General features: G+C 65.1%; 19 protein-coding genes, 1 other RNA gene and 1 pseudogene. 8 read left to right on the top strand and 13 right to left on the bottom strand.

Features of this window, described 5'->3' with window-relative positions; translation table 11 throughout:
• Positions 1–156: 156 nt before the first annotated feature.
• A complete protein-coding gene (locus QRM89_RS17810) occupies positions 157–702 on the bottom strand; it encodes a DUF2058 domain-containing protein (protein WP_285448621.1) in 546 nt (181 codons plus the stop codon).
• Between the two features lie 696 nt (positions 703–1,398).
• On the opposite strand from QRM89_RS17810, the gene QRM89_RS17805 reads away from it, so the two are divergent.
• On the top strand, positions 1,399–2,769 hold the full coding sequence (locus tag QRM89_RS17805) for an alpha-amylase family protein (protein ID WP_285448676.1): 1,371 nt from the start codon (positions 1,399–1,401) through the stop codon (positions 2,767–2,769).
• Positions 2,770–3,222: 453 nt separating this feature from the next.
• Positions 3,223–4,893, top strand: a complete 1,671-nt coding sequence (locus tag QRM89_RS17800; protein WP_285448620.1) for a histidine phosphatase family protein — start codon at positions 3,223–3,225, stop codon at positions 4,891–4,893.
• 120 nt (positions 4,894–5,013) lie between these two features.
• On the opposite strand, the gene QRM89_RS17795 is transcribed toward QRM89_RS17800, so the two are convergent.
• Entirely contained in the window at positions 5,014–5,949 is a 936-nt protein-coding gene (locus tag QRM89_RS17795; protein WP_115573572.1) for a Gfo/Idh/MocA family oxidoreductase, read from the bottom strand.
• A 307-nt stretch (positions 5,950–6,256) separates the two neighbouring features.
• Between QRM89_RS17795 and QRM89_RS17790 the strand changes: the two genes are divergently transcribed.
• The gene (locus tag QRM89_RS17790) at positions 6,257–6,658 is read left to right on the top strand and encodes a VOC family protein (protein ID WP_228436621.1); all 402 of its coding nucleotides are present in this window, start codon (positions 6,257–6,259) and stop codon (positions 6,656–6,658) included.
• Positions 6,659–6,719: 61 nt separating this feature from the next.
• Positions 6,720–6,794: non-coding RNA, sX9 sRNA (locus tag QRM89_RS17785), on the top strand.
• Positions 6,795–6,956: 162 nt separating this feature from the next.
• Here the strand turns inward: QRM89_RS17785 and QRM89_RS17780 are convergent.
• Both QRM89_RS17780 and QRM89_RS17775 read right to left on the bottom strand, forming a co-directional pair.
• Positions 6,957–7,934, bottom strand: a complete 978-nt coding sequence (locus QRM89_RS17780; protein WP_285448619.1) for an NAD(P)H-quinone oxidoreductase — start codon at positions 7,932–7,934, stop codon at positions 6,957–6,959.
• Between the two features lie 676 nt (positions 7,935–8,610).
• Complete coding sequence (locus QRM89_RS17775; RefSeq protein ID WP_012439209.1) at positions 8,611–8,850, bottom strand: hypothetical protein; 240 nt, start codon at positions 8,848–8,850, stop codon at positions 8,611–8,613.
• 160 nt (positions 8,851–9,010) lie between these two features.
• Here QRM89_RS17775 and QRM89_RS17770 point away from each other — a divergent pair, with 160 nt between their 5' ends.
• From QRM89_RS17770 to QRM89_RS17760, 3 genes are all read left to right on the top strand, one after another.
• Entirely contained in the window at positions 9,011–10,309 is a 1,299-nt protein-coding gene (locus QRM89_RS17770) for a glycoside hydrolase family 2 TIM barrel-domain containing protein (protein ID WP_115004053.1), read from the top strand.
• Positions 10,310–10,407: 98 nt separating this feature from the next.
• Complete coding sequence (metF, locus tag QRM89_RS17765) at positions 10,408–11,235, top strand: methylenetetrahydrofolate reductase [NAD(P)H] (protein WP_042596877.1); 828 nt, start codon at positions 10,408–10,410, stop codon at positions 11,233–11,235.
• A gap of 149 nt (positions 11,236–11,384) precedes the next feature.
• A complete protein-coding gene (locus QRM89_RS17760) occupies positions 11,385–11,987 on the top strand; it encodes a hypothetical protein (protein WP_285448618.1) in 603 nt (200 codons plus the stop codon).
• 240 nt (positions 11,988–12,227) lie between these two features.
• Here QRM89_RS17760 and QRM89_RS17755 read toward each other — a convergent pair whose 3' ends face one another.
• From QRM89_RS17755 to QRM89_RS17735, 5 genes are all read right to left on the bottom strand, one after another.
• Positions 12,228–12,761 carry an AAA family ATPase gene (locus tag QRM89_RS17755; protein WP_014506682.1) on the bottom strand — a complete coding sequence of 178 codons (534 nt, stop codon included), beginning with the start codon at positions 12,759–12,761 and terminating at the stop codon, positions 12,228–12,230.
• Entirely contained in the window at positions 12,758–13,705 is a 948-nt protein-coding gene (locus QRM89_RS17750; protein WP_285448617.1) for a Nudix family hydrolase, read from the bottom strand. Before QRM89_RS17750 ends, QRM89_RS17755 begins: the two co-directional genes overlap by 4 nt.
• A 182-nt stretch (positions 13,706–13,887) precedes the next feature.
• Positions 13,888–14,256, bottom strand: a complete 369-nt coding sequence (locus tag QRM89_RS17745; RefSeq protein WP_285448616.1) for a VOC family protein — start codon at positions 14,254–14,256, stop codon at positions 13,888–13,890.
• A gap of 436 nt (positions 14,257–14,692) precedes the next feature.
• Positions 14,693–17,431 carry a preprotein translocase subunit SecA gene (gene secA, locus QRM89_RS17740; RefSeq protein WP_285448615.1) on the bottom strand — a complete coding sequence of 913 codons (2,739 nt, stop codon included), beginning with the start codon at positions 17,429–17,431 and terminating at the stop codon, positions 14,693–14,695.
• Between the two features lie 157 nt (positions 17,432–17,588).
• Positions 17,589–18,533: a M23 family metallopeptidase gene (locus tag QRM89_RS17735; protein WP_057673227.1), complete on the bottom strand. Its 945-nt coding sequence runs from the start codon at positions 18,531–18,533 to the stop codon at positions 17,589–17,591.
• Between QRM89_RS17735 and QRM89_RS17730 the strand changes: the two genes are divergently transcribed.
• Positions 18,534–18,986, top strand: a complete 453-nt coding sequence (locus QRM89_RS17730; protein ID WP_011035968.1) for a DUF721 domain-containing protein — start codon at positions 18,534–18,536, stop codon at positions 18,984–18,986.
• Positions 18,987–19,169: 183 nt separating this feature from the next.
• Here QRM89_RS17730 and lpxC read toward each other — a convergent pair whose 3' ends face one another.
• The 4 genes and pseudogenes from lpxC to QRM89_RS17710 form a co-directional block, all read right to left on the bottom strand.
• Positions 19,170–20,081 carry a UDP-3-O-acyl-N-acetylglucosamine deacetylase gene (gene lpxC, locus QRM89_RS17725; protein WP_076036392.1) on the bottom strand — a complete coding sequence of 304 codons (912 nt, stop codon included), beginning with the start codon at positions 20,079–20,081 and terminating at the stop codon, positions 19,170–19,172.
• Between the two features lie 226 nt (positions 20,082–20,307).
• Complete coding sequence (gene ftsZ / locus QRM89_RS17720; protein ID WP_011035966.1) at positions 20,308–21,537, bottom strand: cell division protein FtsZ; 1,230 nt, start codon at positions 21,535–21,537, stop codon at positions 20,308–20,310.
• 291 nt (positions 21,538–21,828) lie between these two features.
• On the bottom strand, positions 21,829–23,064 hold the full coding sequence (gene ftsA, locus QRM89_RS17715; protein WP_003485272.1) for a cell division protein FtsA: 1,236 nt from the start codon (positions 23,062–23,064) through the stop codon (positions 21,829–21,831).
• A gap of 101 nt (positions 23,065–23,165) precedes the next feature.
• Positions 23,166–23,918: pseudogene (locus tag QRM89_RS17710) on the bottom strand (cell division protein FtsQ/DivIB); the annotation flags it as partial.
• Positions 23,919–23,992: the final 74 nt, after the last annotated feature.

The following is a 23,992-nucleotide window of genomic DNA, read 5'->3' as shown; positions in this document are numbered from 1 at the left end:
TAACGCGGGCGCATCGTTCTCACGCAAGCGCTGCTCCCGCGCCTTGGTCTGCGGTGACCCGCCAGATGTGCTGGCAGCAGTGCACCGCCCTTTTACCTGTACGCGCGTTGCCTGCCATCGACGCGGCGCACACGCATCACGGTGCCCGCATCCGGCTTACCAGATCAGATCGTCCGGCACCTTGAACTGGCTGTAATAGTCGTCGTCGCTGTCCGGCGATGGTGGCGCTGCGGCGCGGCCATGATCCAGCACCACCGCGGTGGCATCGCGGCTGTAGACCTTCTCCGCTGCAGCGCGCGGAATCAGTTCGAAATTCTCGCCGTAGCGCACGATCACCAACGCGCCGCTGGCCAGCTGGCTACGCAAAAGGGGGTTGACCAGCACGCTGCGAATGACGCTGCCATCGTTGAAGCGGTAGTCGATCTCGCCTTCGCGCTTGACGCGGCTGGTCTCGATGATCTGGCGGACCTGCGCCACCAGTTCCTGCTGCCGCAGCTGCGCGTTGCGCTCCTCGGCCAGTGCGCGGTCGCGCTCGGCGCGCTCGGCCTGCAGGCGAGCGGCATCCACCTTGTCCGGGGCTGCTGCGGCCGCCGGTGCACCCTTGGCATGGCGCTGCTTGTTCTGCTCGCGCGCCACCTTGTCCACCTGGGCTTTCTTGACCAGGCCTGCCTTGAGCAGTTGTTCTTGAAGAGGATTGCGCATGCGAGAAAACCAACGGTGACGTGCACACAGTTTAACGCGGCCGGCGTGGCGGCCGCCCTGGCGCACGAGGTGCCGCTGACCCAGGAGGCCTGAACCAGGCTGTTCAGGCTTAGCGCAGCTATCAAAACGCCTGCGCAGCCGCCAGCCGGGCGCGGCCGGCGCTCGGAATCGGCACGTCCCCTTCCCGTACACTCCGGGTGCTCCGCGCCGCCGCACCCACCTGACAACTTGCTCGCTACGTTTTGTAGCCGCTCTTCATACCGCTGAGCCGTTGTGCACGCGCAGCGCTGCTGCACTGGGCTGACGTCGTTGCCTGTAGCGCGCAGGTTGCGCCGAGCCAGGCCTGCTGGGCGTCACGGCATCCATACCGGCAACCACCACCGTCAGTGATCAGCGCCACGCGCAATGCATCGGCGCGAGTGCGACCGTGCACGCCCTCGGCATCGAACCGGCCGCACGTTTCGCGGCTGTTTTGCAGTGAATACGTATGCACAGGGTCGATGCTGCGCCGCGATGCGCGCTTAGCATCACCGCGCGCCGCACGCCGTGGGGCGCGCTTTCCGGAACAGGGGCCGGAGGGCATTGCTGCATGCATCGCTGTGCGGGATGCGTGCGTCCACTGATCAGGAGACACACCCGATGCACGCCACCTCTCGCCCCTGTCCACGCACGTTCTGGCAACGCGCTCACCAGTTGCTGTTAATCGCGCTGACCTTGTTGCTGACCACCGCCAGCGCACAGGCCGACGTCATCCTGCATGCGTTCAACTGGCCCTACGCCACGGTGGAAGCACGCGCCAAGCAGATCGCCGATGCCGGGTATCGCAAGGTACTGGTCGCACCGGCGTATCGCTCCGAAGGCAGTGCCTGGTGGGCACGCTACCAGCCGCAGGATATCCGCCTGATCGACAATCCACTCGGCGACACCACCGCGTTCGCGCGCATGGTGCAGGCACTGGCCAATAACGGCGTGGAAACCTATGCCGACGTGGTGTTCAACCACATGGCCAACGAAGCAGCAACCCGCTCGGACCTCAATTACCCCGGCAGCGCGGTGCTGGCGCAGTACGCGGCCCATCCTGGGCGCTACGATGCACTGCGCCTGTTCGGCACCGTGCAGTCCAACTTTTTGAGCGGCAGTGATTTCGGGCCGGCGCAATGCATCAGCAATTACAACGATGCCTTCCAGGTACGCAATTACCGCATCTGCGGCGGCGGCAGCGATCCGGGCCTGCCAGATCTGCTCGGCAACGATTGGGTGGTGCAGCAGCAGCGCGCCTACCTGCAGGCGCTCAAAGGCCTGGGCGTCACCGGCTTCCGCGTGGACGCGGCCAAGCACATGACCTTCGACCATCTCAATCGCGTGTTCGATGCCGGCATCCGCTCCGGTGTGTACGTGTTCGGCGAAGTGATCACCGGCGGTGGCAGCGGCAATGGCGATTACGACCAGTTCCTGGCGCCATATCTGCAATCCACCCCGCATGCCGCCTACGATTTCCCGCTGTTCAACGCGGTACGCAATGCCTTCGGTGTGGGCGCGAGCATGCAGCAGTTGGTGGACCCGGCGTCCACCGGGCAGGCCTTGCCGGGCAACCGTGCAGTCACCTTTGCCGTGACGCATGACATCCCCAATAACGCGGGCTTCCGCTACGCGATTCTCGACCCGGTCGATGAAACGCTGGCCTATGCGTACCTGCTGGGCCGCAACGGCGGCGTGCCAATGGTCTACACCGACAACAACGAAAGCGGCGACAACCGCTGGGTCAATGCCTATCTGCGCGATGATCTGCGCCGCATGATTGGCTTCCACAACGGCGTGCAGGGCAGCGACATGCAGGTGCTGTCATCCAGTGCCTGCCACATCCTGTTCCGCCGCGGCAGCCTCGGCATCGTGGGCATCAACAAGTGCGGCAACCCGGTCAACACCACCGTTGCCATGAACGGCAGCGTGTTGTTCTGGAATGCGGATTACGTCGATGCACTGGGTTCCGGCAACGTGGTGCGCATCTCCAGTGGCTCGTACACCTTCACCCTGCCGGCGCGGCAGGCGCGTATGTGGCGACGTTGATTTTGCAGACGCGCTGCGTCTGTAGGAGCGCTGCAGCACGGTCTGTTTTCCGTAGGTGACATCCAGGCAACCAGGGAACATCAGCAGATCCCGCTGAGTAGCAACACCGACGCCTTCATGAGGGCAGCCCGCATGAAGGCGTCGATGCGTTCGGCACCCGAAAACATCTACAACAACGCATCTTTTTCATTGCTGGCGGCATCTCAGCACCAAGCGATGACGCGCACGGTTACCAGCAGGTGCCCTGGCGCGCATGCCAACGAAAGATGAATTGTCCGCACACGGCAAGCGATCAATGCAACCCGTTCGCACGGCGAGCGTACCTACGGGCGGTCGCTGCAATTGCTTCCTTCTGCTGCCCCAGCTGCGCGGCGACCATCGTGGCGAGCGCCATGCGAGCACTACACGCATGACATCGCCCTCCCCCATCGATGGTGCACGCCGGAGCATGCGATGCCTCTCTACTTTGTCCGCCATGGCGAATCGCTCGCCAACGAACAGAACTACTTCGCTGGTTCCCAGAATTCGCCGCTGACCCGGCTCGGCCGGCGTCAGGCGCAGCAGGCCGCACGCTACGTGCAGCAACGCGCACTGCACTTCGACCAGGTACACGTCTCCACGCTGGAACGCGCGCAGGCAACGGCAGCCATCATCCTGCATGACGTTGCGCCCATGCCCGAGGTTGTTTCCAGCGCGGCACTGGTGGAACGCAACTTCGGCATCTTCGCCGGCAAGAACAAGACCTTGATCAAGAAGTCGGTCGGTCATGCGGTGTTTGAACGCTACTTCCATGATGCCGATGGCGCGCCACCGGATGGCGAACACTGGATGGACATGTACGCCCGCTGCAAGACCTACTACGAGACCGTGCTGGCGCCGCTGGATCAGCAAGGCAAGCACGTGCTGGTCGTCGCGCATAAATACATCGTGGAAGTCTTTGCACTGATCGCATCCGGGCTGCCGCCAGCGGAGTACATCGACTTCCGCTTGCCCAACTCGCGCCCGCTGTCATGGGACGAACTCAAGCAACTGACCGCGCGCAGTTCGTCACACCTCAATACGCTGGGCGAATTGACGGAAATCCACCTGCTGCGCTGGATGCTGCTCGCCGCGCTCGGTGGTTTTGCACTGTCGTGCATGGGCGTCGCGCTGCCACCTGCGTTAGCCAGCGCTGCGGTGATCGCCTTGCTGGCAGTGAATGCGTTCTTCCTGTCGCTCCGGATCGAGCCCGGGGCACTGCGCCTGACCAGCGGCCCGGAGAACATCGCATTGGGTGCACTCAGTGTGGGGCGTGTCTTGCTGGCAATAGCCCTGCTGGTTGGCACACAGAACGCGTGGATGCATGTCCTGGGCCTGTTGCTCATCGTACCGCCAGCGTTGTCGGTGCCCACGTTCTCGCTGGCACGTGGGGGCGACTATTTCTTTGCCGCACGCTACACGCTGGTCTTGTCGATCGTGCTGCCGCTGCTGCTGTTGGTGCTGTTCCTGGACCATCGCGAAGTGCTGGGTAACGCGCATGCGCTGGAGCGCTTCTTCGTGGTGTTGGTGGTTGCCTTGGCGCTGCCTTGCCTGCTTGGCCAGGCCTGGCGCCACGCGCGCCCCATTGCGGCCGGCAAGCTCGCCACCAACTGGAGCTGGGTCGGTGCGCTGGCGATGGTGCCACTGGCATTTCTGGTGTCGCTGCGCGCGGACGGCGATGCGCTGCCGGCCACCCTGCGCCACGGCGGCTGGCATGCGTGGGCCGCGTTGCTGCTCCCGTTCTGCGTCCTTGTGGCCAGCCGCATCTGCAGCGCGCTGTATCTGCGGCTGCACCAACGGATGACCGGCAGGGCCATTCATGCCGCGATCGTGGCCGATATCCATCTGCTGCAGACCTCGCCGAATATTTTTCTGTGGCTCAGCCTGCTGTTACCCGGCACGTTCCTGCATGCGCCGACACTGGTGGCCGGCTCCCTGTTGGGCTTCTTCGTCTTCGCCTACTTGGATGAAGCGCTGATCGTCAGGCGTTTTCGCGCACAGATTGCGCCCGCCGTGGCAACCCCGGTGCGTGCTGCGACCGACTGCATCGGTGAAGCGCAAGCGGTGGATGCACAGGATCAATGCACTGTGCTCGACACGCGGTAGGTCAAGACGCGCCTGTTCTCAGACGCTCTAGCAATGGCGTCTCGGCGGCGTTCCATGCACTGGAACGCTGTGAACGGGCGCATGGCGAGCCTGCCAACGCTACGCCTTACGCGCGCACTGTTACCACGCAAACGGCGCAGTCACCTGCCGTTCGCCTAGTAAAAACGCATCAGCCACATGCACGAAGGGCGTGGTGTCCACCTCGGACTCACCCGCGCGCACCAGTTGCACGAAACGCGCGTACAGCCCGTCGTATTCGCTGGCCGCAGGCACGCTATGTGCGACGCCATCGATGTGCAGCTTGGCACCGCCCTCGCTCAGCACCAGCGTTCCCTGCGTGGTCTCCACCGCGATGTCCCAGCATTGGTGGCCGGTCTGCAGGAAATCGAATTCCGCAGTTACCGGCACATTGTCGGTATCGGCGAAGGTGAGCGTGGCCGCCAGCGGCGCCTGTCGATTACTCGGTGTGTGCAACGTGGCTTTGCGTAGTGCGAACGGCCGGGGCAGCAGATGGGTGACGATGGACAACGCATTGATGCCGGGGTCGAACACGCCCATGCCGCCGGGCTCCAGGATCCAGTCCTGGCCCGGGTGCCAGTGGCGGATGTCTTCCTTCCAGGTAATGTGCACGCGCACCAGCTGCTTGCCGGCGAGCCACTGCCGTGCCGGCTCCACGCCGGCGGCGCAACGCGAGTGCCAGCTGGTGAACAAGCTGCGCTGCGCCTGCCGGGCGATCACGCGCAGGTCGTCGATCTCCGCCAGGGTGGCGGCCGGTGGTTTTTCCAGGAACACATGGCGCCCGGCCGCCAGCGCCGACTGCGCCAGCGCATGCCGCCCCACTGGCGGTGTGCATAAGGCCACGGCCTCGATCTGCGGATGCGCGGCAAACGCCTCCTCCAGCGTCTGGAAGGCTGGCACACCATCCACCGTGCCATGCCGGCTCACGGTGGCCACCAGCTGCACATCGTCGCGCGCGGCGATGGTGGGCACGTGCTGGTCGCGGGCGATCTTGCCGATACCGACAAGGGCAATGCGCAATGCGTCTGGATGCTTCATCGAAACCTTCGTGCTCATGAGGAAGTGACGACCCACAGATGACGCCGGCAACCCTGCGTCGTCGTGCGCACGGCTGCGTGGCGAGAGGCGTCGCAGCCATGGCGGCTGCGCGCAACCGGCGCAGTGTACGGGCAGCACAGCGGCCGCTGCGAGACATCGCTACCGCTTGTTTTGCTATACCTCGTGGCAGACCACAGCCGCGCGCATCGTGCAAGGTCGGGCAACGGATCTACGGTTGACGGCACGCAGGGCAGCGGCCAGCATCGCGCCGCACACTCCGTGCAGTCATCCCCTCGGGCGCCTCGCCATGCTGCATCACCTCTCGCTGGGCGTCAGCGCCATCGACACGTCCGTTGCCTTCTACGATGCGGCGCTGGGCGCACTGGGCTATGTGCGGGTGTGGTCGGACCTGGCGCCTGGCACCGATGACCAGGCAGTGGGCTATGGCTGGGCCGGTGGCGGCGACAAGCTCGCCCTGAAGCAAAGCACGGCCGTGCCGCTGGCCGCGGGCGCCGGCTTCCATCTCGCCTTCAGCGCACCGAGCACCGCTGCGGTGGACGCGTTCTACGCCGCAGCGCTGCTGTACGGCGGCCGCTGCAACGGCACGCCGGGCCTGCGGCCGGACTATGGCGATGACTACTACGCCGCCTTTGTGATCGATCCCGATGGGCACCGCATCGAGGCGGTGCACAACCAGCCTGCCGGCTAAGAGCAGCTATCAAAACGACTGCGCAGCCGCCAGGCGGGCGCGGCCGGTGCTCGGAATCGGCATGTAGCCCCGTACACTCCGGTTCCTCCGCGCCGGCCGCGCCCGCCTGACGGCTGCTCGCTACGTTTTGTTAGCCGCTCTAAGTGTTGCTGCGGGTGATCGCCGGTGGCGCGCTGTCTTCGAGTCGCGCAATGCCAACGATAAGGCGGCACGCGCACCGCTCAAGCAACCACATAGGCGCGCCCATGCGACAAGCCCGCAGCGTAGGGTGCAGGCCATGTGCGCACCTGCAGTGTCGCTACATTTCCAGCACCACCTTGCCCAGATGGCTGCCCTGCTCCAGATAGCGATGCGCGGCGGCGGCTTCGGCCAGCGGGAAACATTGATCGATCAACACGCGCACCTTGCCTTGCGCAATCCAGGGCCACACCACGCGTTCCACTTCCGCTGCCAGCCGCGCCTTTTCGTCGGCGCTGCGCGGGCGCAGGGTTGAACCGGTGATGATGGCCTGCTTGCGCATCAGCAGCGGGATCGGTACTTCCAGCGTGGCGCCGGCCTGCGAGGCGATGTAGACGATGCGGCCGCGCGGATTCAGTGCTTCCAGCGTATCGGCAAAGACCGATGCGCCCACCATGTCCAGCGCCACGTCCACCCCGGCGTGCGCCTTGGCGGCGGCCACGAACGACTCGGTGGTGGAGTCGATCGCCACGTCCGCGCCCAGCTCGCGTGCCTGCGCCGCCTTGCCGGCCGAGCGGGCCGTGGCCAGCACATGCGCGCCGGCAGCCTTGGCCAACTGGATCGCGGTCACGCCGATGCCGGAGGTGGCGCCGTGCAGCAGCAGCCATTCGCCTGCCGCCAGGCGGCCATGTTCAAACAAATTGGCGTAGGCGGTGAAGATGGTTTCCGGCAATGCAGCGGCCTGCACCAGCGTCATACCGTCAGGAACCGGCAACACATGGCGCGCGTCCACCACCGCGTACTGCGCGTAGCCACCGCCGCCGAGCAAGGCGCACACACGGTCACCGACCTTCCAGCGGCCAGCGGCCACCACGACGTCACCCGCGACCTCCAGGCCCAGCGTCTCCGGTGCACCCGGCGGTGGCGGATAGTGGCCGGCACGCTGCAGCAGGTCCGGCCGATTGATGCCGGCGGCATGCACACGGATCAACACCTGGCCAGGTCCCGGCTGCGGGCGCGCTTGCTCAACCGCATGCAGTGCATCTGCATCGCCCTTGCCGTTGCGGATCGCAATGGCCGTCATCGTGGTCTCGCTCATGGGGACGCTCCGTAGAAAGTGGGCACCAGTGTAGGCGCCGGCCCGTCAACGTTTGGCACAGGAGCAATGTGTGCCCGGCGTAGCGTCGCGAGAAACGCGAACCGTCTTTGGCGTCACGCTACATCCCTGGGCGACGTGACGACTTTGCGCATTGATGCAATGCCTGCATCAAGAAAGCCTTGGTCCTCAAGCAGGCGCTGAGCGTTCGAACAGCTGATGACCGATGCAGTTTCGCGCTGGCAATGAAGCGAACAGGGACTAGCTGCGCGCTGCTAAGCCTGCGCTGCGAGACATCGTCGCGCGCTCCCGGTGATACCAAGTCATCGTTGAACTCGCGCTTGGAGCGCATTTGCGGTGTTCACGCTGTTACTGCCACCAGCCGTGGCGCCATGCGATCGTATACAAGTGAGCGCTCCAGCCACGACCACTTCCCCACGCACGCCGCAGATGGACACCACACGTCGTAGACGCATCACCGTTTTGCTTCGACTCACAACAGCAGCAGCCACCAACTGCCACCACTTGGGCGAAACTATCACCAGCGACCCATCCCCAGTTGTCGCCATGACGGCATCGCGCTGCACCGCGACACCTCGCGCGCCGCCCAAACGACACCACCACCATCGCCACGCCAACAGCTGCGCGCCCACGTTTCCGTAGGCGCGCAGGCAGCCAGTTACTCGGCGTCGTCTGCCACCACGTCCTGATCCAGGTACTGACGGATCGCCTCGAACACCTTCGAGGTCCCGTCATCCTGGCCCGAGGGCAGGCGTGCGGCGAAGTCGCGCAACAACTTGTCGCCGTCCACGCCGGGCTGTTCGGCCATCGCGAGCGCGAGATCGCCCACGCTGCGCGCCAACGCGACCCATATGCGGCCCAACGACTCAGCGATTACATCCATTTCCTGCTCTTGCATGTCGCGCTCCGATCAATTGCGTGGGGTAGCGCCCAGCTTACCGCGTGCATCGCGCAATGACTGCGTCACCGGCAAGCAGCCCCAAGCATGCCGCGACCACGATCACATCCAGCGGCCCTGCCACATCTATGATTTGCTGCATTCGGCAGCGGAGTCGCGCATGAGGTATCGATGGCAGTGGTGTCAGTTGGTGGCGGGCGCCCTGCTGCTGGCCTGCAGCGCAGCGGCATGGGCCGCGCAGGTGCGCATCGAACACCGCGATGACGGCTATCGGCTGCTGGTCGATGGCGCGCCCTTCGTGATCAAGGGCGCGGGCCTGGGCAATGGCAGCATGGAGACGTTGGCAGCACGTGGCGGCAACGCGCTGCGCACCTGGCGCGTGGATCCGGATCCGCAGCGCCAGCGCGCATTCCTGGACCGTGCGCAACGCAATGGGTTGAAGGTCGCCGTCGGCATCGAGGTCGGCAACGAACGACACGGCTTTGATTACAACGATGCCGCGGCCGTGCGCCAACAACTGCAGCGCATCCGCACGCAGGTGCAGCAGTCCGCTGCGCATCCGGCGGTGTTGATGTGGGTAGTCGGCAACGAGCTCAATCTCGACTACACCAATTCAAAGGTCTGGAACGCGGTGGGCGCGATTGCCGATGCCATCCACGCGATCGATCCGGACCATCCGGTCACCACCACCCTGGCCGGTTTCGACAAGCCGTTGATCGACCGCCTCAAGGCACGTGCCCCGTCGCTGGATCTGATCGCCGTGCAGCTGTACGGCGACATCGATGCATTACCGCAAAAACTGCACGACAGCGGCTGGCGTGGCCCGTATGTGGTCACCGAATGGGGACCCACCGGCCACTGGGAATCGCCGACCACTGCCTGGGGTGCGCCCATCGAAGACAACAGCGCGCGCAAGGCGGTGCTGCTGGAGCAGCGTTATCGCCAGCGCATCGCCAGCGATACGCGGCAAGGGCTGGGCTCGTTCGTGTTCCTGTGGGGCAACAAGCAGGAGCGCACGCCCACCTGGTATGGGCTGTTCCTACCCTCTGGCGCGGCCACGCCCGGCGTGGACACGCTGCAGGCGCTATGGACCGGGCGCTGGCCGGCCACGCGCGCACCGGCCGTGTCCACGCTGACGCTGGACGGCAAACAGGCACTGGACAGCGTGACGCTGCGCGCAGGCCACACCGCCACCGCCACGCTCACGGCCAGCGGTGCCACCGCACTGCGCTACGTCTGGCAGGTGCGCATCGAAAGCACGGCGCGCAGCATCGGTGGCGATGCGGAAGCACTGCCACCGCAGATCGACGTTGAGCTGCATCCCGAGCATGCGGGCGATGACAGTCGCGTCCGCCTGAAGGCACCGGCGCCAGGCAATTACCGCCTGTTCGTGGAAGTCCATGACCAGCAAGGCCGCGCCGGGTACGCCAACCTGCCGTTCCAGGTGGAAGCGCCTTAGCGCGGCATGTACCGCGCGGATCAAGACACTCGCAACCAAATATGCATTCATCGCGATGAAGCGATATTATGGCCGCACGCTCTGCCGGACCTGCCGCGATGACGCATCTCAGCTTCGAGTTCTACCCGCCCAAAACTGACGACCAACGCGCGCAGCTGGACCGCACCGCAGCCAAGTTGAAGGCCTATGCGCCCGAATACGTGTCGTGCACGTTTGGTGCCGGCGGCTCCACACTGAGCTACACCTCCGAGACGGTGCGCCACCTCAAGCAGAAGCACGGCTTTGAAGCGGCGCCGCATCTGTCCTGCGTGGGCGGCAGCCGCCAGGAAATCCGCGAACTGCTCAAGCTGTATCGCGCCATCGGCTGCACCCGCATCGTGGCGCTGCGTGGCGACCTGCCGTCTGGCATGGGCCACCCAGGCGACCTGCGCTACGCCTCGGATTTGATTGCCTTCATCCGCGCCGAGCATGGCGATGCGTTCCGCATCGAGGTGGGCGCCTACCCGGAGACCCATCCGCAGGCCATCGATGCCGACAGTGACCTGAAGTACTTCAAGGCCAAGGTCGATGCCGGCGCGGATGCGGCGATCACCCAGTACTTCTACAACGCCGATGCGTACTTTCATTTTCGCGACGCAGCGCAGCGGCTGGGCGTGGAGGTGCCGATCATTCCCGGCATCATGCCGATCTCCAACTTCTCCCAGCTGCGCCGGTTTTCCGAGCAATGCGGTGCAGAGATCCCACGCTGGATCGGCAAGAAGATGCAGGCCTACGGCGATGATGCCGATGCGGTGCGCGCGTTCGGCGCCGAAGTGGTCGCCGCGCTGTGCGAACGGCTGATCGCAGGCGGCGTGCCGGCGCTGCACTTCTATACGCTCAATCTGGCCAAGCCGACCACACAGGTGTTGCAGCTGCTCGGGCGCTGAGGCACGCCGTCCAAGGCGTTCTCTCCACAGGCATGTCGTTCCGGATCACATCCCTCGCACGCACGCGCGTGCCCAGCGCGCGCGGCGCAAGCCTGTGTGGCATCGCTGTGTTGTTCGCCGGCTCACGCGCGCACCGTTACGCTGCGTCGATGCCTCGCCTTCTGCTGCCGTTGCTGCTGTTGTTCTGCCTTTGCTCCGCAACACGCGGGCAGGCGCAGGAAATCCGTCGCTGCGTGTCGCCGGAGGGGCAGACCATGTTCACCGACCGCCGCTGCGAAGACGTGGGCGCGGTCAGCCGCCTGCCGCCGGCCACGCGTGCGCAGGGCAATGAAGGGTTGTATCGCTACGGCTGCCCTCGTCGGCTGAGCGAGCTGGTGTCGCTGCTGCAACTGGCAGTGGACAGCCGCGACGTCAACCGGCTATCCAGCCTGTATCTGTGGAGCGGGCAGTCCGACGCCGCCGCCAATCAGGTGCTGAGCCGGCTCGAAGCCATCGTGCAACGCCCCTTGCTGGAGATCGCCCCGATGTATCCACAAAGCGATCCTCCGGCCTGGGAGGCAGAGGCAACAGCCTCTGCGGCGGCACCTGCCAGCGGCCTGGATGGCGGCACGGTCGACGCGCCGCTGCCACCGCCGGCCACCCGTCCGCGCCCCTGGGGGCTGCGCCTGGAGCAGGCACTCGCCAGCGGCACACCGGCGCGCAGCGTGTTGCGGCTGCGCCGGCAATACAACTGTTTCTGGGTGACGTTCTAGCGTCAGCCTCGCCGCCCGCCGTGCAGAGGCGGAAGCCAGCAACCAGCAGCGATCGATTGCACCGGCGTGCGCAACGCTAACGCGCCATGCCGCTCAGCGCGTGCGGCCGGCGAACTGCCCAAAGCACTGGGCGCAAGGTCGTTCGCACATGGCCCGCACGACGCACGACTGCTGCTTGCCGTGCCGCCTGCGCACCTCAGCGCACCTCAACAGCGCGACGCTCAACCACCGCATCCCCATCTAGCCGGCCAGGTGTGCAGTGATTGCCGCTACCGCCTGCTCCGGGCTCAGCACTGCACTGTCGAGCAGCAGATGCGGCTGCGTCCACGCCGCATAGTCATGCGCCAACACTGACGCCCATTCCGGCAATCGCAGGCCCGGCACCTCGCTCTGGCGTGTCTCCACCCGCTGCCGATGCAGGTCTTGGTCGCTGCAGATCACTTCGATCTCCAGCACGCGGCTGCCCGCATCCGCGGCAACGTCGCGCCAGGCCTGGCGCGTGACCGGCAAGGGATTCACGCAATCGGCGACCACCGGCAGGCCGTGGTGCAGATTGCTGCGCGCCAGCGCATAGGCAGCCAGGTAACCGGCCGCGCCAACGTCGCCGGCAAGCATGCCGCTGTCGCGCAACGCCTGCTCGATCGTATCGATGCGCAAGTACACTGCCCCGCACTGCGCGACCAGCCGCTGCGCAATGGCGCTCTTGCCGACGCCAGGCAATCCACCGAACACCACCAACCAGGGCGACCGTGCGGCGATCGCGCCTGCCGTCACGCTGGCCACAGCCCGCGAATGGCGGCGATGCCCTGCGCGCCGTGCGCGCGCGCTTCGCGCACATCCCCGGGCTGCATGCCGCCCAGCGCGTAGATCGGCAGCGAGACCTGCTCGCGCAAGGTCTCAAATCCCTCCCAGCCCATCGGCGTGGCGCCCGGGTGCGATGCGGTGGCCTGCACCGGCCCAAGCACGGCGAAATCGCAGCCCAGTCGCTGGGCATGGCGCAGATCCTCCAGCCCGTGGCAGGAGGCGGCAACGGGCTGGTCGGCCGGCAATGGGCGCTCGGTCAATGTGGCCAGCTGCTCCGATCCCAGGTGCACGCCGATGCCGAGCTCGCTGGCCAGGCCGATGTCGCGATTGAGCAACCACTGCGCACGCTGACGCCCGCGCAGCCCCATGACTTGATGCACCAGCGCGTGCCAGCGCGCAGGATCCACCGCCGGTGCGCGCAGCTGGATGCGGGCGATCCCTTGCTGCAGCGCCTGCTCCACGCCATCCAGCCACGCGGCATCGTCCTGCGGCTCTGGCGTGATCAGGTAGCGGTCCGGCTGGCGCAGCACCCCCACCACCGGCACATCGGCCGGCGGCATCGAATAGCGCGCCAGCTTGTCGGCGGCCACCCAGGTCATGGCCTGGCCCTCGCGCCCGCGCGGGCTGCCCTTCCATCCGGTGATCTCCCGGACTTCCAGCCGCAGCCGCTTGTCCGGGTACAGCTGCGGCACGTCCATCACCCACGCGCCCACGTGCGCATCGATGCCGAGTTCTTCATTGAGTTCGCGCACCAGCGCCTGTTCGGAGGTTTCGCCAGGCTCACGCTTGCCGCCGGGAAACTCCCACAGGCCGGGCATGTCACGGGTTTCGGTACGGCGGGTCAGCAGGATGCGGCCGCGGGCGTCGGTGATCACGCCGGCAACGACGTGGATGGATCTGAGGGAATCGGGCATGGCGCAAGAGTGCCGCGAGTGAGCGGTTCAGCGCAATCGACTGGCGGTTCAAACAGAGAACGCCGTGCACCAGCTGCCATCTGCACTGGTCAACGCACAGCATTGGGAACGACGAGGCCGGCAGCAACCGGCTCCGCAGTCCGCTCCAACCAATCTCCACTCCCCAATCCCGACTCCCTAACCTACAGCGGATGCCCGATGCGCCAGAGCACGCCACTGGGGTCGTGCAGGGTGAAATCGCGCGCCCCCCAGGGGCGGTCTTCCGGCACGCTGCAGGTCACCTGGAAGTGCGTGGTCAGTTCGCTGTCGTGCACGTGCTGCCACCACGCGTCGGCCTCATCCACCCACAGGTGCAGCATCAGGTTCTCGGCCAGCTCGCGCACGTAGAAGTCCTGCAGCAAGAACGCGCAATGCGCCCCATGCCGGAAGCAGGTCACGTGACCGACCTCGTCTTCCTGCAAAAAGCCCAACGCCCGATAGAACTGTTGCGAGACGGCATAGTCGCGCGCAGGCACGAACACTTTCAGTTGCTGGCTGGACAGCAGCGCCATGACGCACTCCACGCGGGACGTAGGCTGAGCATACGCCCCGCAGTGGCGCAGGCGGAGTAGCTCGCATGCAGCGGCGCTGTTGTGTACGTGCGTGATGGAAAAGGGTGTAGCGGAACTGCCATGCCGAGGCTCAACGGGAGAGCGCCCATCGAGCTCGTCAAATTCTCCTAGCGCCTATGCCATGGTTGTCAGACAACCGCGTGGCTATGACACAGGCCACGACTTGTAAGGAGGAGGTGCGCGATTCGGCGAAGTAGCGCACCTAGCCTTCGGCGCTGCATGCCCTGCATCGGGCTCCATCGAATGCCTCTGCGCCCCCTTGGTTAGGCGGCGAGAGAAAGGCGAGGGATCGAAAGCAAGGACCGTTCACTCAGCGTCCTGCGCGGACGTTGGGTGTGCAGCCCGCGTCACGGGCTGCACCACGGTCACCACAGGATCAGCTGAGCTGACCGTGGCAGTGCTTGTACTTCTTGCCGCTGCCGCAGGGGCAGGGATCGTTGCGGCCGACCTTGGGTTCGTCGCGGGTGACCTGCGACACCGGTACCGGCGCGTTGCCGCCCTGCATCTGCTCCACTTCTTCGTCTGCACCGTAGCCGCCGGCATCCTGGTGCTGGAACTGCGAGGCCAGCAGGCGTGCTTCGGCCTGGCGACGCTCCTGCTCTTCCAGTTCGGCCACTTCTTCTTCGCTGCGAATACGCACGCGCGCCAGCAGGTTGACCACCTCGCGCTTGACGTTCTCCAGCATCTCGGAGAACAGCTCGAAGGCTTCCTTCTTGTATTCCTGCTTGGGTTGCTTCTGCGCATAACCGCGCAGATAGATGCCCTGGCGCAGGTAATCCATCTTGGCCAAATGCTCCTTCCAGCCCTGGTCGAGCACGGTCAGCATCACGTGCTTTTCCAGCGCGCGCATGGTGTCCGCGCCCACGGCCGCTTCCTTCTCGGCGAAGTGCGCATCCACCGCGGTCTGTACCTTGGCGGCGATCTGCTCGGCGTCCAGTTCTTCCTGGGTCTTGGCCAGCTCGCGCAGTGCCAGCGGCATGCCCAGTTCCGATTCCAGCGTGGCTTCCAGGCCCTGCAGGTCCCACTGCTCGTCCACCGAGTTGGGTGGCACGAAGCGAGCGACCAAGTCGTAGATCACATCGCCACGGATGCCGTCGACGTTGTCCTTCACCGACTCGGCATCCAGCAAGTCATCGCGCTGTGCGTAGATCACCTTGCGCTGGTCGTTGTTGACGTCGTCGAAATCCAGCAGGTTCTTGCGGATGTCGAAGTTGTGCGCTTCCACCTTGCGCTGCGCCTTTTCGATCTGCCGGCTGACCAGGCGATCTTCGATGACGTCGTCTTCCTTCATGCCCATCATGCGCATCGCCTTCTGGACCCAGTCCGAGGCGAAGATGCGCATCAGGTTGTCTTCCAGCGACAGATAGAAGCGCGAGGAACCCGGGTCACCCTGGCGGCCGGCACGGCCACGCAGCTGGTTGTCGATACGCCGCGATTCATGGCGCTCGGTACCAATGATGTGCAGGCCGCCGGCGGCCTTGACCGCCTCATGGCGGCGCTGCCAATCGGTCTTGATCTTGAAGCGGGCTTCTTCGGTCGCGTCGTCGCCCAAGGCGTGATATTCCGCTTCCAGCGAGCCACCGAGCACGATGTCGGTACCGCGACCGGCCATGTTGGTGGCGATGGTCACCGCGCCCGGCTGGCCGGCATTGGCCACGATGGTCGCTTCGCGCTCATGCTGCTTGGCGTTGAGCACTTCGTGCTTCACGCCGGCCTTGCGCAGGTGCTCGGAAAGCATCTCGGAGGTTTCGATCGAGGTGGTACCCACCAGCACCGGCTGACCGCGCTTGGCGCAGTCTTCGATATCGGCCAGCACCGCATTGAACTTGCCCTTGCGGTTGAGGAACACCTGGTCCGGATGGTCCTTGCGCACGGTCGGGCGGTTGGTCGGAATCACCACCACTTCCAGGCCGTAGATGCTCTGGAATTCGTAGGCTTCGGTGTCGGCCGTACCGGTCATGCCGGACAGCTTCTTGTACATGCGGAACAGGTTCTGGAAGGTGATGCTGGCCAGCGTCTGGTTCTCGCGCTGCACCGGAACGCCTTCCTTGGCCTCGACTGCCTGATGCAGGCCGTCAGACCAGCGACGCCCGGAGAGCGTGCGGCCAGTGAATTCGTCGACGATCACCACCTCGCCATCGCGCACGATGTAGTCCACATCGCGCTGATAGATCGCATGCGCCCGCAGCGCAGCGTTGAGGTGATGCACCACGCTCAGGTTCTGCGCGGCATACAGGCCGTCGTCGGCATTTTCCAGAATACCGGCCTGCAGCAGCAGTTCTTCGGCGTGGCCCATGCCCGCCTCGGACAGATGCACCTGCTTGCCCTTCTCGTCGATCCAGTAATCACCCTCGCCTTCTTCGCTTTCCTGCTTGGTCAGCTGCGGCACGATGCGATTGACGCGGATGTACAGCTCGGGCGATTCGTCGGCCGGGCCGGAAATGATCAGCGGGGTGCGCGCTTCGTCGATCAGGATCGAGTCGACTTCGTCGACGATCGCGTAATGCAGCTTGCGCTGGTAACGGTCGGCCCGCGACAGCGCCATGTTGTCGCGCAGGTAGTCGAAGCCAAATTCGTTATTGGTGCCGTAGGTAATGTCGGCAGCGTAGGCGGCGTGCTTGTCGCTATGCGGCATGCCCGGATACACCACGCCCACGCTCAGGCCCAGCCAGTTGTACAGCTTGCCCATCTGCGCGGCGTCGCGGCGCGCCAGGTAGTCGTTGACCGTCACCACGTGCACGCCCTGGCCTTCCAGTGCGTTGAGGTAGACCGGCAGCGTGGCCACCAGGGTCTTGCCTTCACCGGTGCGCATTTCGGCGATCTTGCCCAGGTGCAGCACCATGCCGCCGATCAGCTGCACGTCGTAGTGGCGCATGCCCAGCACGCGGCGGCTGGCCTCGCGGCAGACCGCAAAGGCTTCGGGAAGGATCTTGTCCAGGGACTCGCCGGCGGCAAGCCGCTGCTTGAACTCCGGGGTCTTGGCTTGCAGCTCGGCGTCGGAGAGCTTCTCGATCGTCGGCTCCAGCGCATTGATCTGGGTGACGAGGCGGTTGAGCTGGCGCAGCTGGCGTTCGTTACGACTGCCAAAGACACGGGTAAGCAGACTGTTGATCATTGAAGAAACCGGTTGAAAAGGAACGGTTTGACCGACGCCGGTCCCCACAGACCCGACCGCCGTAAACGAAACAGGGCGCACTGCGCCCTGTCGATGGCAACACCCTATTGTAGCTTGGGGCGGGGCTTCACGAATCAAGCACCGCCCGCTGCCGCCATCAGCCGCGCCCGCGGCGTCCCACCGGGGTGTTGGTATCGCCCAGGAACTTGCGCGGATTGACCACGCGGCCGTCGGCCCAGACCTCGAAGTGCACGTGCGCACCGGTCGAACGGCCGCTGGAACCGGCCTTGGCCACCTGCTGGCCGGCACGGACCAGATCGCCCACCTTCACCACCAGGCGCGAGTTGTGCGCGTAGCGGGTGACGTAGCCATTGCCGTGATCCACTTCCACCACGTTGCCGTAGCCGCCGCGCACGCCGGCATAGCTGACCACGCCGTCGGCCACCGACATCACCGGATCGCCCACATTGGCGTGGAAGTCCACACCCTTGTGGAAGGCCGAGCCACCGTCGAACGGATCGGCGCGGCCACCGAAGCCGGAGGTGATGTAGGTGTTGCGGATCGGCATCCGCGACGGCACCGAATTCTGCTCCAGCTGATGATCGAACATCAGCGAGGCGAGCACGTTCAATTGCTGGCCGGAGGCGGAAAACTGCTGCTCCAGCTGCCCCAGATCCTGCTTGAGCGACTGCACCGGCATGTCGTTGACCGGCTCATCGCCGCCACCGACGCCGACCGGCTCGTCGAAGTCGAACTCGCCGTCCTTCAACTTGCCCATCTGGGTCAGGCGCTCGCCCAAGGCGTTGAGCCGGGTGGCTTGAGCCTGCAACTCGCCCAGGCGTGCCGCCAGGGCGTTGACCTGGGCCTGCGAAGCGCGCTGCGCCTGCGCAAGCTCGGTCTGCTGCTGCGCGACCTTGGCCTGCAGCGCGGAATTGGTCACCATGCCGGTGGCGGTGCTTGCACCGACGCCGATCAGCATGCCCAGGCCCAGTACCGCACCCAGCACCACCATCGGTCGATCCGCGGCAAAGCCCTGGAACTGTCGGGCCAACCGCTGGGCCCGGGTCTCGCGAGATTTGATTACGACTTTCTTTAACGCCATATGAGTGTCATGTCCAAGCCCAAGTCCAACGCACGCAGCCCATCCGTTCCGCAGCAAGCCGTCGAGGCCCTGCTCGGGGAAAAGGCTGGCGACCCTCTGCGCCGAGCGTTGTGGCTCGACGCGCTGGATCGGCAGTTGCGCCCCCTGTTACCGCCCCATCTCGCCACCCGTTGCCGGTTGGCCAATGTCCGAGGCGAACAGCTCGTTTTTCTGGTTGATTCGCCGGTCTGGCATGCCAAGGTGCGGCTTGCCGAAACCCAACTGCTCGATGCCGCCCGATCCATCGGGCTGAAGGTCACCGCGGTGACCGTCAAGACGGCCTCTGCGCCGCTGCATTCCCCAACACAGCAACACCGCGACCGCCCACACACGCCGGTATCCGAGGCCACGCGTAACGGCTTGCGTGACGCACTTGCGTCCTTGCGCGACGTGCCATCGACCAACAAAAAGTGATGTCCATGCCGCTGCAAGCGGCTGCCGGTGCGTGAAGAAATTGCGAAGTACCGCACACGACCCGACGCATCCTAGCGGTCATGGACGCCGTAGGAGTTAGGGAAAGCTTAAATAAACGTTAAGAATAGGCCGGAAATCCGACGCAGTTCACACTTCGCGGCCGTGCCAGGGAAATCCCTGACATCAGGCATAAACGGGGCTGGCGTAGGTCACCGGTGGCTGCTCGGTGCCTTCCGGGAAGCTGACCCATTCCCATGCGGCCTGGTCCGCCAGCAGCGCACGCACCAGCTTGTTGTTGAGCGCATGGCCGGATTTGAAGCCTTCGTAGGCACCCAGGATCGCGCCGCCAGCTAGATACAGGTCGCCGATGGCGTCGAGGATCTTGTGGCGGACGAATTCGTTGGTGTAGCGCAGGCCGTCCTCGTTGAGCACGCGGAACTCGTCCAGCACGATGGCGTTATCCATCGAGCCGCCCAGTCCCAGGTTGCGCTCGCGCATGTACTCCAGGTCGCGCATGAACCCGAACGTGCGGGCGCGCGAGATTTCCTTGACGTAAGCGGAGGTAGAAAACTCGATCTCCTGGCGCGACTGCTTGGCCGGGATCATCGGGTGATTGAATTCGATGGTGAAACCGAGCTTGTAGCCCTCGTACGGCTCGAAGCGCGCGATCTTGTCGCCTTCGCGCACTTCCACCGGCTGCTTGATGCGGATGAAGCGCTTGGCCTTGTTCTGCTCGACGATGCCAGCCGACTGCAGCAGGAACACAAACGGGCCGGAGGAGCCATCCATGATCGGCAATTCAGCCGAGGACAGCTCCACGATCACGTTGTCCACGCCCAGTCCGGCCAGTGCCGACATCAGGTGCTCCACGGTCTGGATCTTGGCGCCGTTGCAGGTCAGCCCCGTGCACAGCGTGGTCTCGGTGACCAGCTCGGCATCGGCAGGAACTTCGATCACCGGCTCCAGATCGACGCGACGGAACACAATGCCGTGATCGACCGGTGCAGGACGCAGGGTCATATAGACCTTGTCGCCGCTATGCAGGCCGACGCCGGTGGCACGGATGGTGTTCTTGAGAGTGCGTTGCTGGGTCATGGGCGAAGTCTGTATGAGCAATGCAGACAGACGCTGAACCGGCTGTCTAATCGGGGGAGATTAGCCGAATCTTAACAAATCATGCGTGACGGAGACTGTAACGCACCAGTCACGCCGCTGCAAAAGCTGCCGGGTCGGCACCGACCCGGCAGAAAAGGACAGGACAGGCGCCCCGGCGGCTGCCGGGGCATTGCCGCTGCGCCGAACCGCGCGCAGCGTGGGGCGGTCAGTCGGCCTGGCGGCGCAGGAACGCCGGGATATCCAGGTAGTCGTTCGGCAGATCTGCGGCGGCCGGGGTGGACGCGCCAGCGTTGCTGCTGCCGGCCGAGTCGCTGCTCGGACGACGCAGGCCCAGGCCCATGCTGCCGCCGACGGCCTTGGAGACCGCGTCACCGCCGGTCTCGAAGTCGCCAAATTCCGGCTGGCCGGTGGTGGCATTGCGCACCAGCTTGATCGGCGCGCGCTGGTCCGGGCGCTGGGTCTGCCGCGCAACGGCGCGGTTGAGGCCCGTGGCCACCACGGTGACGCGCACTTCGTCCTGCATGTCGGGGTCGAGCACGGTGCCGACGACCACGGTCGCGTCTTCGGAGGCGAACGCTTCGATGGTGCGGCCGATCTCGTCGAACTCGGCCATGGTGAAATCCGGGCCGGCGGTGATGTTGACCAGGATGCCGTTGGCACCGGCCAGGTTGACGTCGTCCAGCAGCGGGTTCTGGATGGCGGCTTCGGCCGCGGCCTGCGCGCGGTCATCGCCACGTGCCGAACCGGTGCCCATCATGGCCAGGCCCATTTCCGACATCACAGTGCGCACGTCGGCGAAGTCGACGTTGATCAGGCCCGGACGCACGATCAGATCGGCGATGCCCTGCACGGCGCCCTGCAGCACGTCGTTGGCGGCGCGGAAGGCCTGGATCATGGTGGCGTTGCGGCCGAGCACGGTGATCAGCTTTTCATTGGGAATGGTGATCAGTGAGTCGCAATGCTGGCTCAGTTCCTCGATGCCCTTGAGCGCCACCTGCATGCGGCGGCGGCCTTCAAACGGGAACGGCTTGGTAACCACGGCGACGGTCAGGATGCCCATCTCCTTGGCCAGCTGCGCGACCACCGGGGCGGCGCCGGTACCGGTACCGCCACCCATGCCGGCAGTGATGAACACCATGTCCGCGCCCTGCAGTGCGTCCATGATGCGCTCGCGGTCTTCCAGCGCGGCCTGGCGGCCGACTTCCGGATTGGCGCCTGCGCCCAGGCCCTTGGTGACGTTGGTGCCCAACTGCAGCTGCAACTTGGCGCCGCAGTTCTTGATCGCCTGCGAGTCGGTGTTGGCGGTGATGAATTCCACGCCATCGACGTTGGTGTTCACCATGTGCGCAACCGCGTTGCCACCGCCGCCGCCGACGCCGACGACCTTGATCACCGCGTTGGGAGCCATCTTTTCGATCAGTTCAAAATGTGCCATGTCAGTGTCCTCTTGAGCCGGGATTGGGGAATGGGGAGTCGGGATTCGCAAAAGCGTTGGTCCCTGTCCACTCCGCACCACGGCGAGTGTTGTTGTTTGAAAGTCGGGATTCGTGTGCGGGACCGTAGATGTGCTGTTGCGCTCTACGACTCACCTCACCTATTCCTCGACGCAATGCCTGCAAAAAAGTTTACCGCCTACCCGCTCGCCGCTCTCTACTTAATCTTGCTACCACTCAGTTTTTTCTTTGCTCTTACCAATCCCAAATCCCGAATTCCCAATCCCTGCCACTCAGAATTCGCCGCGATACCAGTTCTTCAATTTCTTGAACAAGCTGCCGGCGCGACCGGTCGGGATCGACGGTCGGCGCGGGTGTTCGATCTGGCTGCCCATCAGCAACAGGCCCACGCCGGAGGCGTGTACCGGGTTGCCCACCACTTCGCCCAGGCCGGTGACGTGCTGGGGAATGCCCACGCGCACCGGCATCTGCAGCATTTCTTCGGCCAGCTCCACCACACCTTCCATCTTCGAGGCGCCACCAGTGAGCACCATGCCGGCGCGCACCATTTCCTCGAAGCCGGAGCGACGCAGTTCGGCCTGCACCATCTCGAAAATTTCTTCGTAGCGGCCCTGCACCGCTTGCGCGAGTGCGTGCCGCGGCATGCGACGCGGCGGGCGATCGCCCACCGATGGCACCTGGATGCTTTCTTCGGCGGTGGCCAGCTGCGCCAGCGCGCAGGCGTAGCGCACCTTGATCTGCTCGGCTTCCGGCGTCGGCGTACGCAGCATGTGCGCGATGTCGTTGGTGACATGGTCGCCGGCGATCGGCAGCGACGCGGTGTGGCAGATCGCGCCCTGCACGTACACGGCCAGGTCGGTGGTGCCGGCGCCGATATCTACCAGCACGACGCCCAGTTCGCGCTCGTCGGCGGTCAGCACCGCGACCGAGGACGCCAGCGAGGACAGCACCAGATCGTCCACCTGCAAGCCGCACTTCTGCACGCACTTGGTGATGTTGGCCGCGGCTGACTGCGCGCACACCACCAGGTGCGCATGCACCTCCAGGCGCACGCCGGTCATGCCGACCGGGTTACGGATGCCTTCCTGCGAATCGTCCAGCACGTACTCGCGCGGAATTGCATGCAGGATGCGTTGATCGGCAGGAATGGCCACGGCCTTGGCGGCGTCAAGCACGCGCTCCAGATCGCTCCAGGTCACCTCGCCATCGCGGATCGGCACGATCCCGGGCGAGTTCTTGCACTGCACGTGGTTACCGGAGATCGAAGCGTACACCGAGCGGATTTCACAGCCGGCCATCAGCTCGGCTTCCTCGACCGCGCGCTGGATCGACTGCACGGTGGATTCGATATCCACCACCACGCCGCGTTTGAGGCCGCGCGACTCGTGCGAACCGATGCCGATCACTTCGATCGGATTGCCGGGCGAGTACTCGCCGACCAGCGCGACCACCTTGGAGGTGCCGATATCCAGTCCAACGATAAGGGATTTGTCGCCTTTGCGGTTCATGTATGCAGACTGCGTTGAAGAGGGAATGACGGAAGCGCGGCGACCAGACGATCGATCAGCCGGTGCGGGACACGCATGGCGATGGGGTGCACCTCTGCGGGGGGCGCGGCCGGTGAAGGCGCAGCGCCGCTCTTGGGTTTCTTGGCATCGTGCGGCGTTTCGCCCGGCGCACGCTCAACCGTAAAGCCGTTGGTGTAACGCAGGTCTGCGCGCGCGATCGGACGTTGTGGATCAGTCAGCTGCGGCAGTACCCGCGCGAACCGCTGCAGGCGTGCGCGCGCATCGTCGCGGCCGATCACGATCTGCACGCCGTTGCTCAGTCCCAGCGACCAGCTGCCGCGCGCATCCATTTCCAGGCGCTCCACATCCAGCCCGGTCGGGGCGAACAGCGCGCGCGATTCGTTGTACAGCGCCACCACGTCCTGCGTCTTGCTGTCCGGGCCACCGAGTTGCGGCAGCTTGAAGTCCTTCAACAACGGCGGGGTGCGGAACAGCCGGCCCTGCTCGGACAACATGCGGTCGGTGCCCCAGCGGGCGAACGGCTTGTGTTCGACCACATGCACTTCCAGCACATCCGGCCAACGCTTGCGCACCTGCGCACTTTCCACCCACGGCAAGCGCGCGATGGCGTCCTGCGCGTCTTGCAGCTTCACCGCGAAGAATCCCGAGCGCGCATACGGCAACACCACCGCACGCAGCTCCTCGGCCGGCACCCGCTTGAAATCGCCGGAAACACGCAAGCGCGCCAACGGCCACCGCTCGGCACCCACCCAGCCATTGAGCACGGCCACCACCGGCAACGCGACCAGCGCCACCGCGATCAACCAGGCCAGGATGCGCAGAGTGGCGTTCATACACGCGCTCCGCGCTGGGGATTCGGCATTGGGGATTGGGGATTCGTAACGGCAGCAGCAACAGCAACGGCGCA

This window comes from Xanthomonas sp. LMC-A-07, assembly GCF_030208825.1.
In the GTDB taxonomy this organism is placed as follows: Bacteria; Pseudomonadota; Gammaproteobacteria; order Xanthomonadales; family Xanthomonadaceae; genus Xanthomonas; species Xanthomonas campestris.
Note: the sequence above shows the minus strand (reverse complement) of the source record. Positions and strands in the feature narration are given on the sequence as shown.

Coding starts and splice junctions, on each gene's coding strand:
- QRM89_RS17770 (WP_115004053.1), top strand. CDS start 9,011: ATGAGGTATCGATGGCAGTGGTGTCAGTTGGTGGCGGGCGCCCTGCTG.
- QRM89_RS17760 (WP_285448618.1), top strand. CDS start 11,385: ATGCCTCGCCTTCTGCTGCCGTTGCTGCTGTTGTTCTGCCTTTGCTCC.
- QRM89_RS17800 (WP_285448620.1), top strand. CDS start 3,223: ATGCCTCTCTACTTTGTCCGCCATGGCGAATCGCTCGCCAACGAACAG.
- ftsZ (WP_011035966.1), bottom strand. CDS start 21,537: ATGGCACATTTTGAACTGATCGAAAAGATGGCTCCCAACGCGGTGATC.
- QRM89_RS17780 (WP_285448619.1), bottom strand. CDS start 7,934: ATGAGCGAGACCACGATGACGGCCATTGCGATCCGCAACGGCAAGGGC.
- secA (WP_285448615.1), bottom strand. CDS start 17,431: ATGATCAACAGTCTGCTTACCCGTGTCTTTGGCAGTCGTAACGAACGC.
- QRM89_RS17775 (WP_012439209.1), bottom strand. CDS start 8,850: ATGCAAGAGCAGGAAATGGATGTAATCGCTGAGTCGTTGGGCCGCATA.
- QRM89_RS17790 (WP_228436621.1), top strand. CDS start 6,257: ATGCTGCATCACCTCTCGCTGGGCGTCAGCGCCATCGACACGTCCGTT.
- ftsA (WP_003485272.1), bottom strand. CDS start 23,064: ATGAACCGCAAAGGCGACAAATCCCTTATCGTTGGACTGGATATCGGC.
- QRM89_RS17745 (WP_285448616.1), bottom strand. CDS start 14,256: ATGGCGCTGCTGTCCAGCCAGCAACTGAAAGTGTTCGTGCCTGCGCGC.
- QRM89_RS17810 (WP_285448621.1), bottom strand. CDS start 702: ATGCGCAATCCTCTTCAAGAACAACTGCTCAAGGCAGGCCTGGTCAAG.
- lpxC (WP_076036392.1), bottom strand. CDS start 20,081: ATGACCCAGCAACGCACTCTCAAGAACACCATCCGTGCCACCGGCGTC.
- QRM89_RS17795 (WP_115573572.1), bottom strand. CDS start 5,949: ATGAAGCATCCAGACGCATTGCGCATTGCCCTTGTCGGTATCGGCAAG.
- QRM89_RS17750 (WP_285448617.1), bottom strand. CDS start 13,705: ATGCCCGATTCCCTCAGATCCATCCACGTCGTTGCCGGCGTGATCACC.
- QRM89_RS17735 (WP_057673227.1), bottom strand. CDS start 18,533: ATGGCGTTAAAGAAAGTCGTAATCAAATCTCGCGAGACCCGGGCCCAG.
- metF (WP_042596877.1), top strand. CDS start 10,408: ATGACGCATCTCAGCTTCGAGTTCTACCCGCCCAAAACTGACGACCAA.
- QRM89_RS17730 (WP_011035968.1), top strand. CDS start 18,534: ATGAGTGTCATGTCCAAGCCCAAGTCCAACGCACGCAGCCCATCCGTT.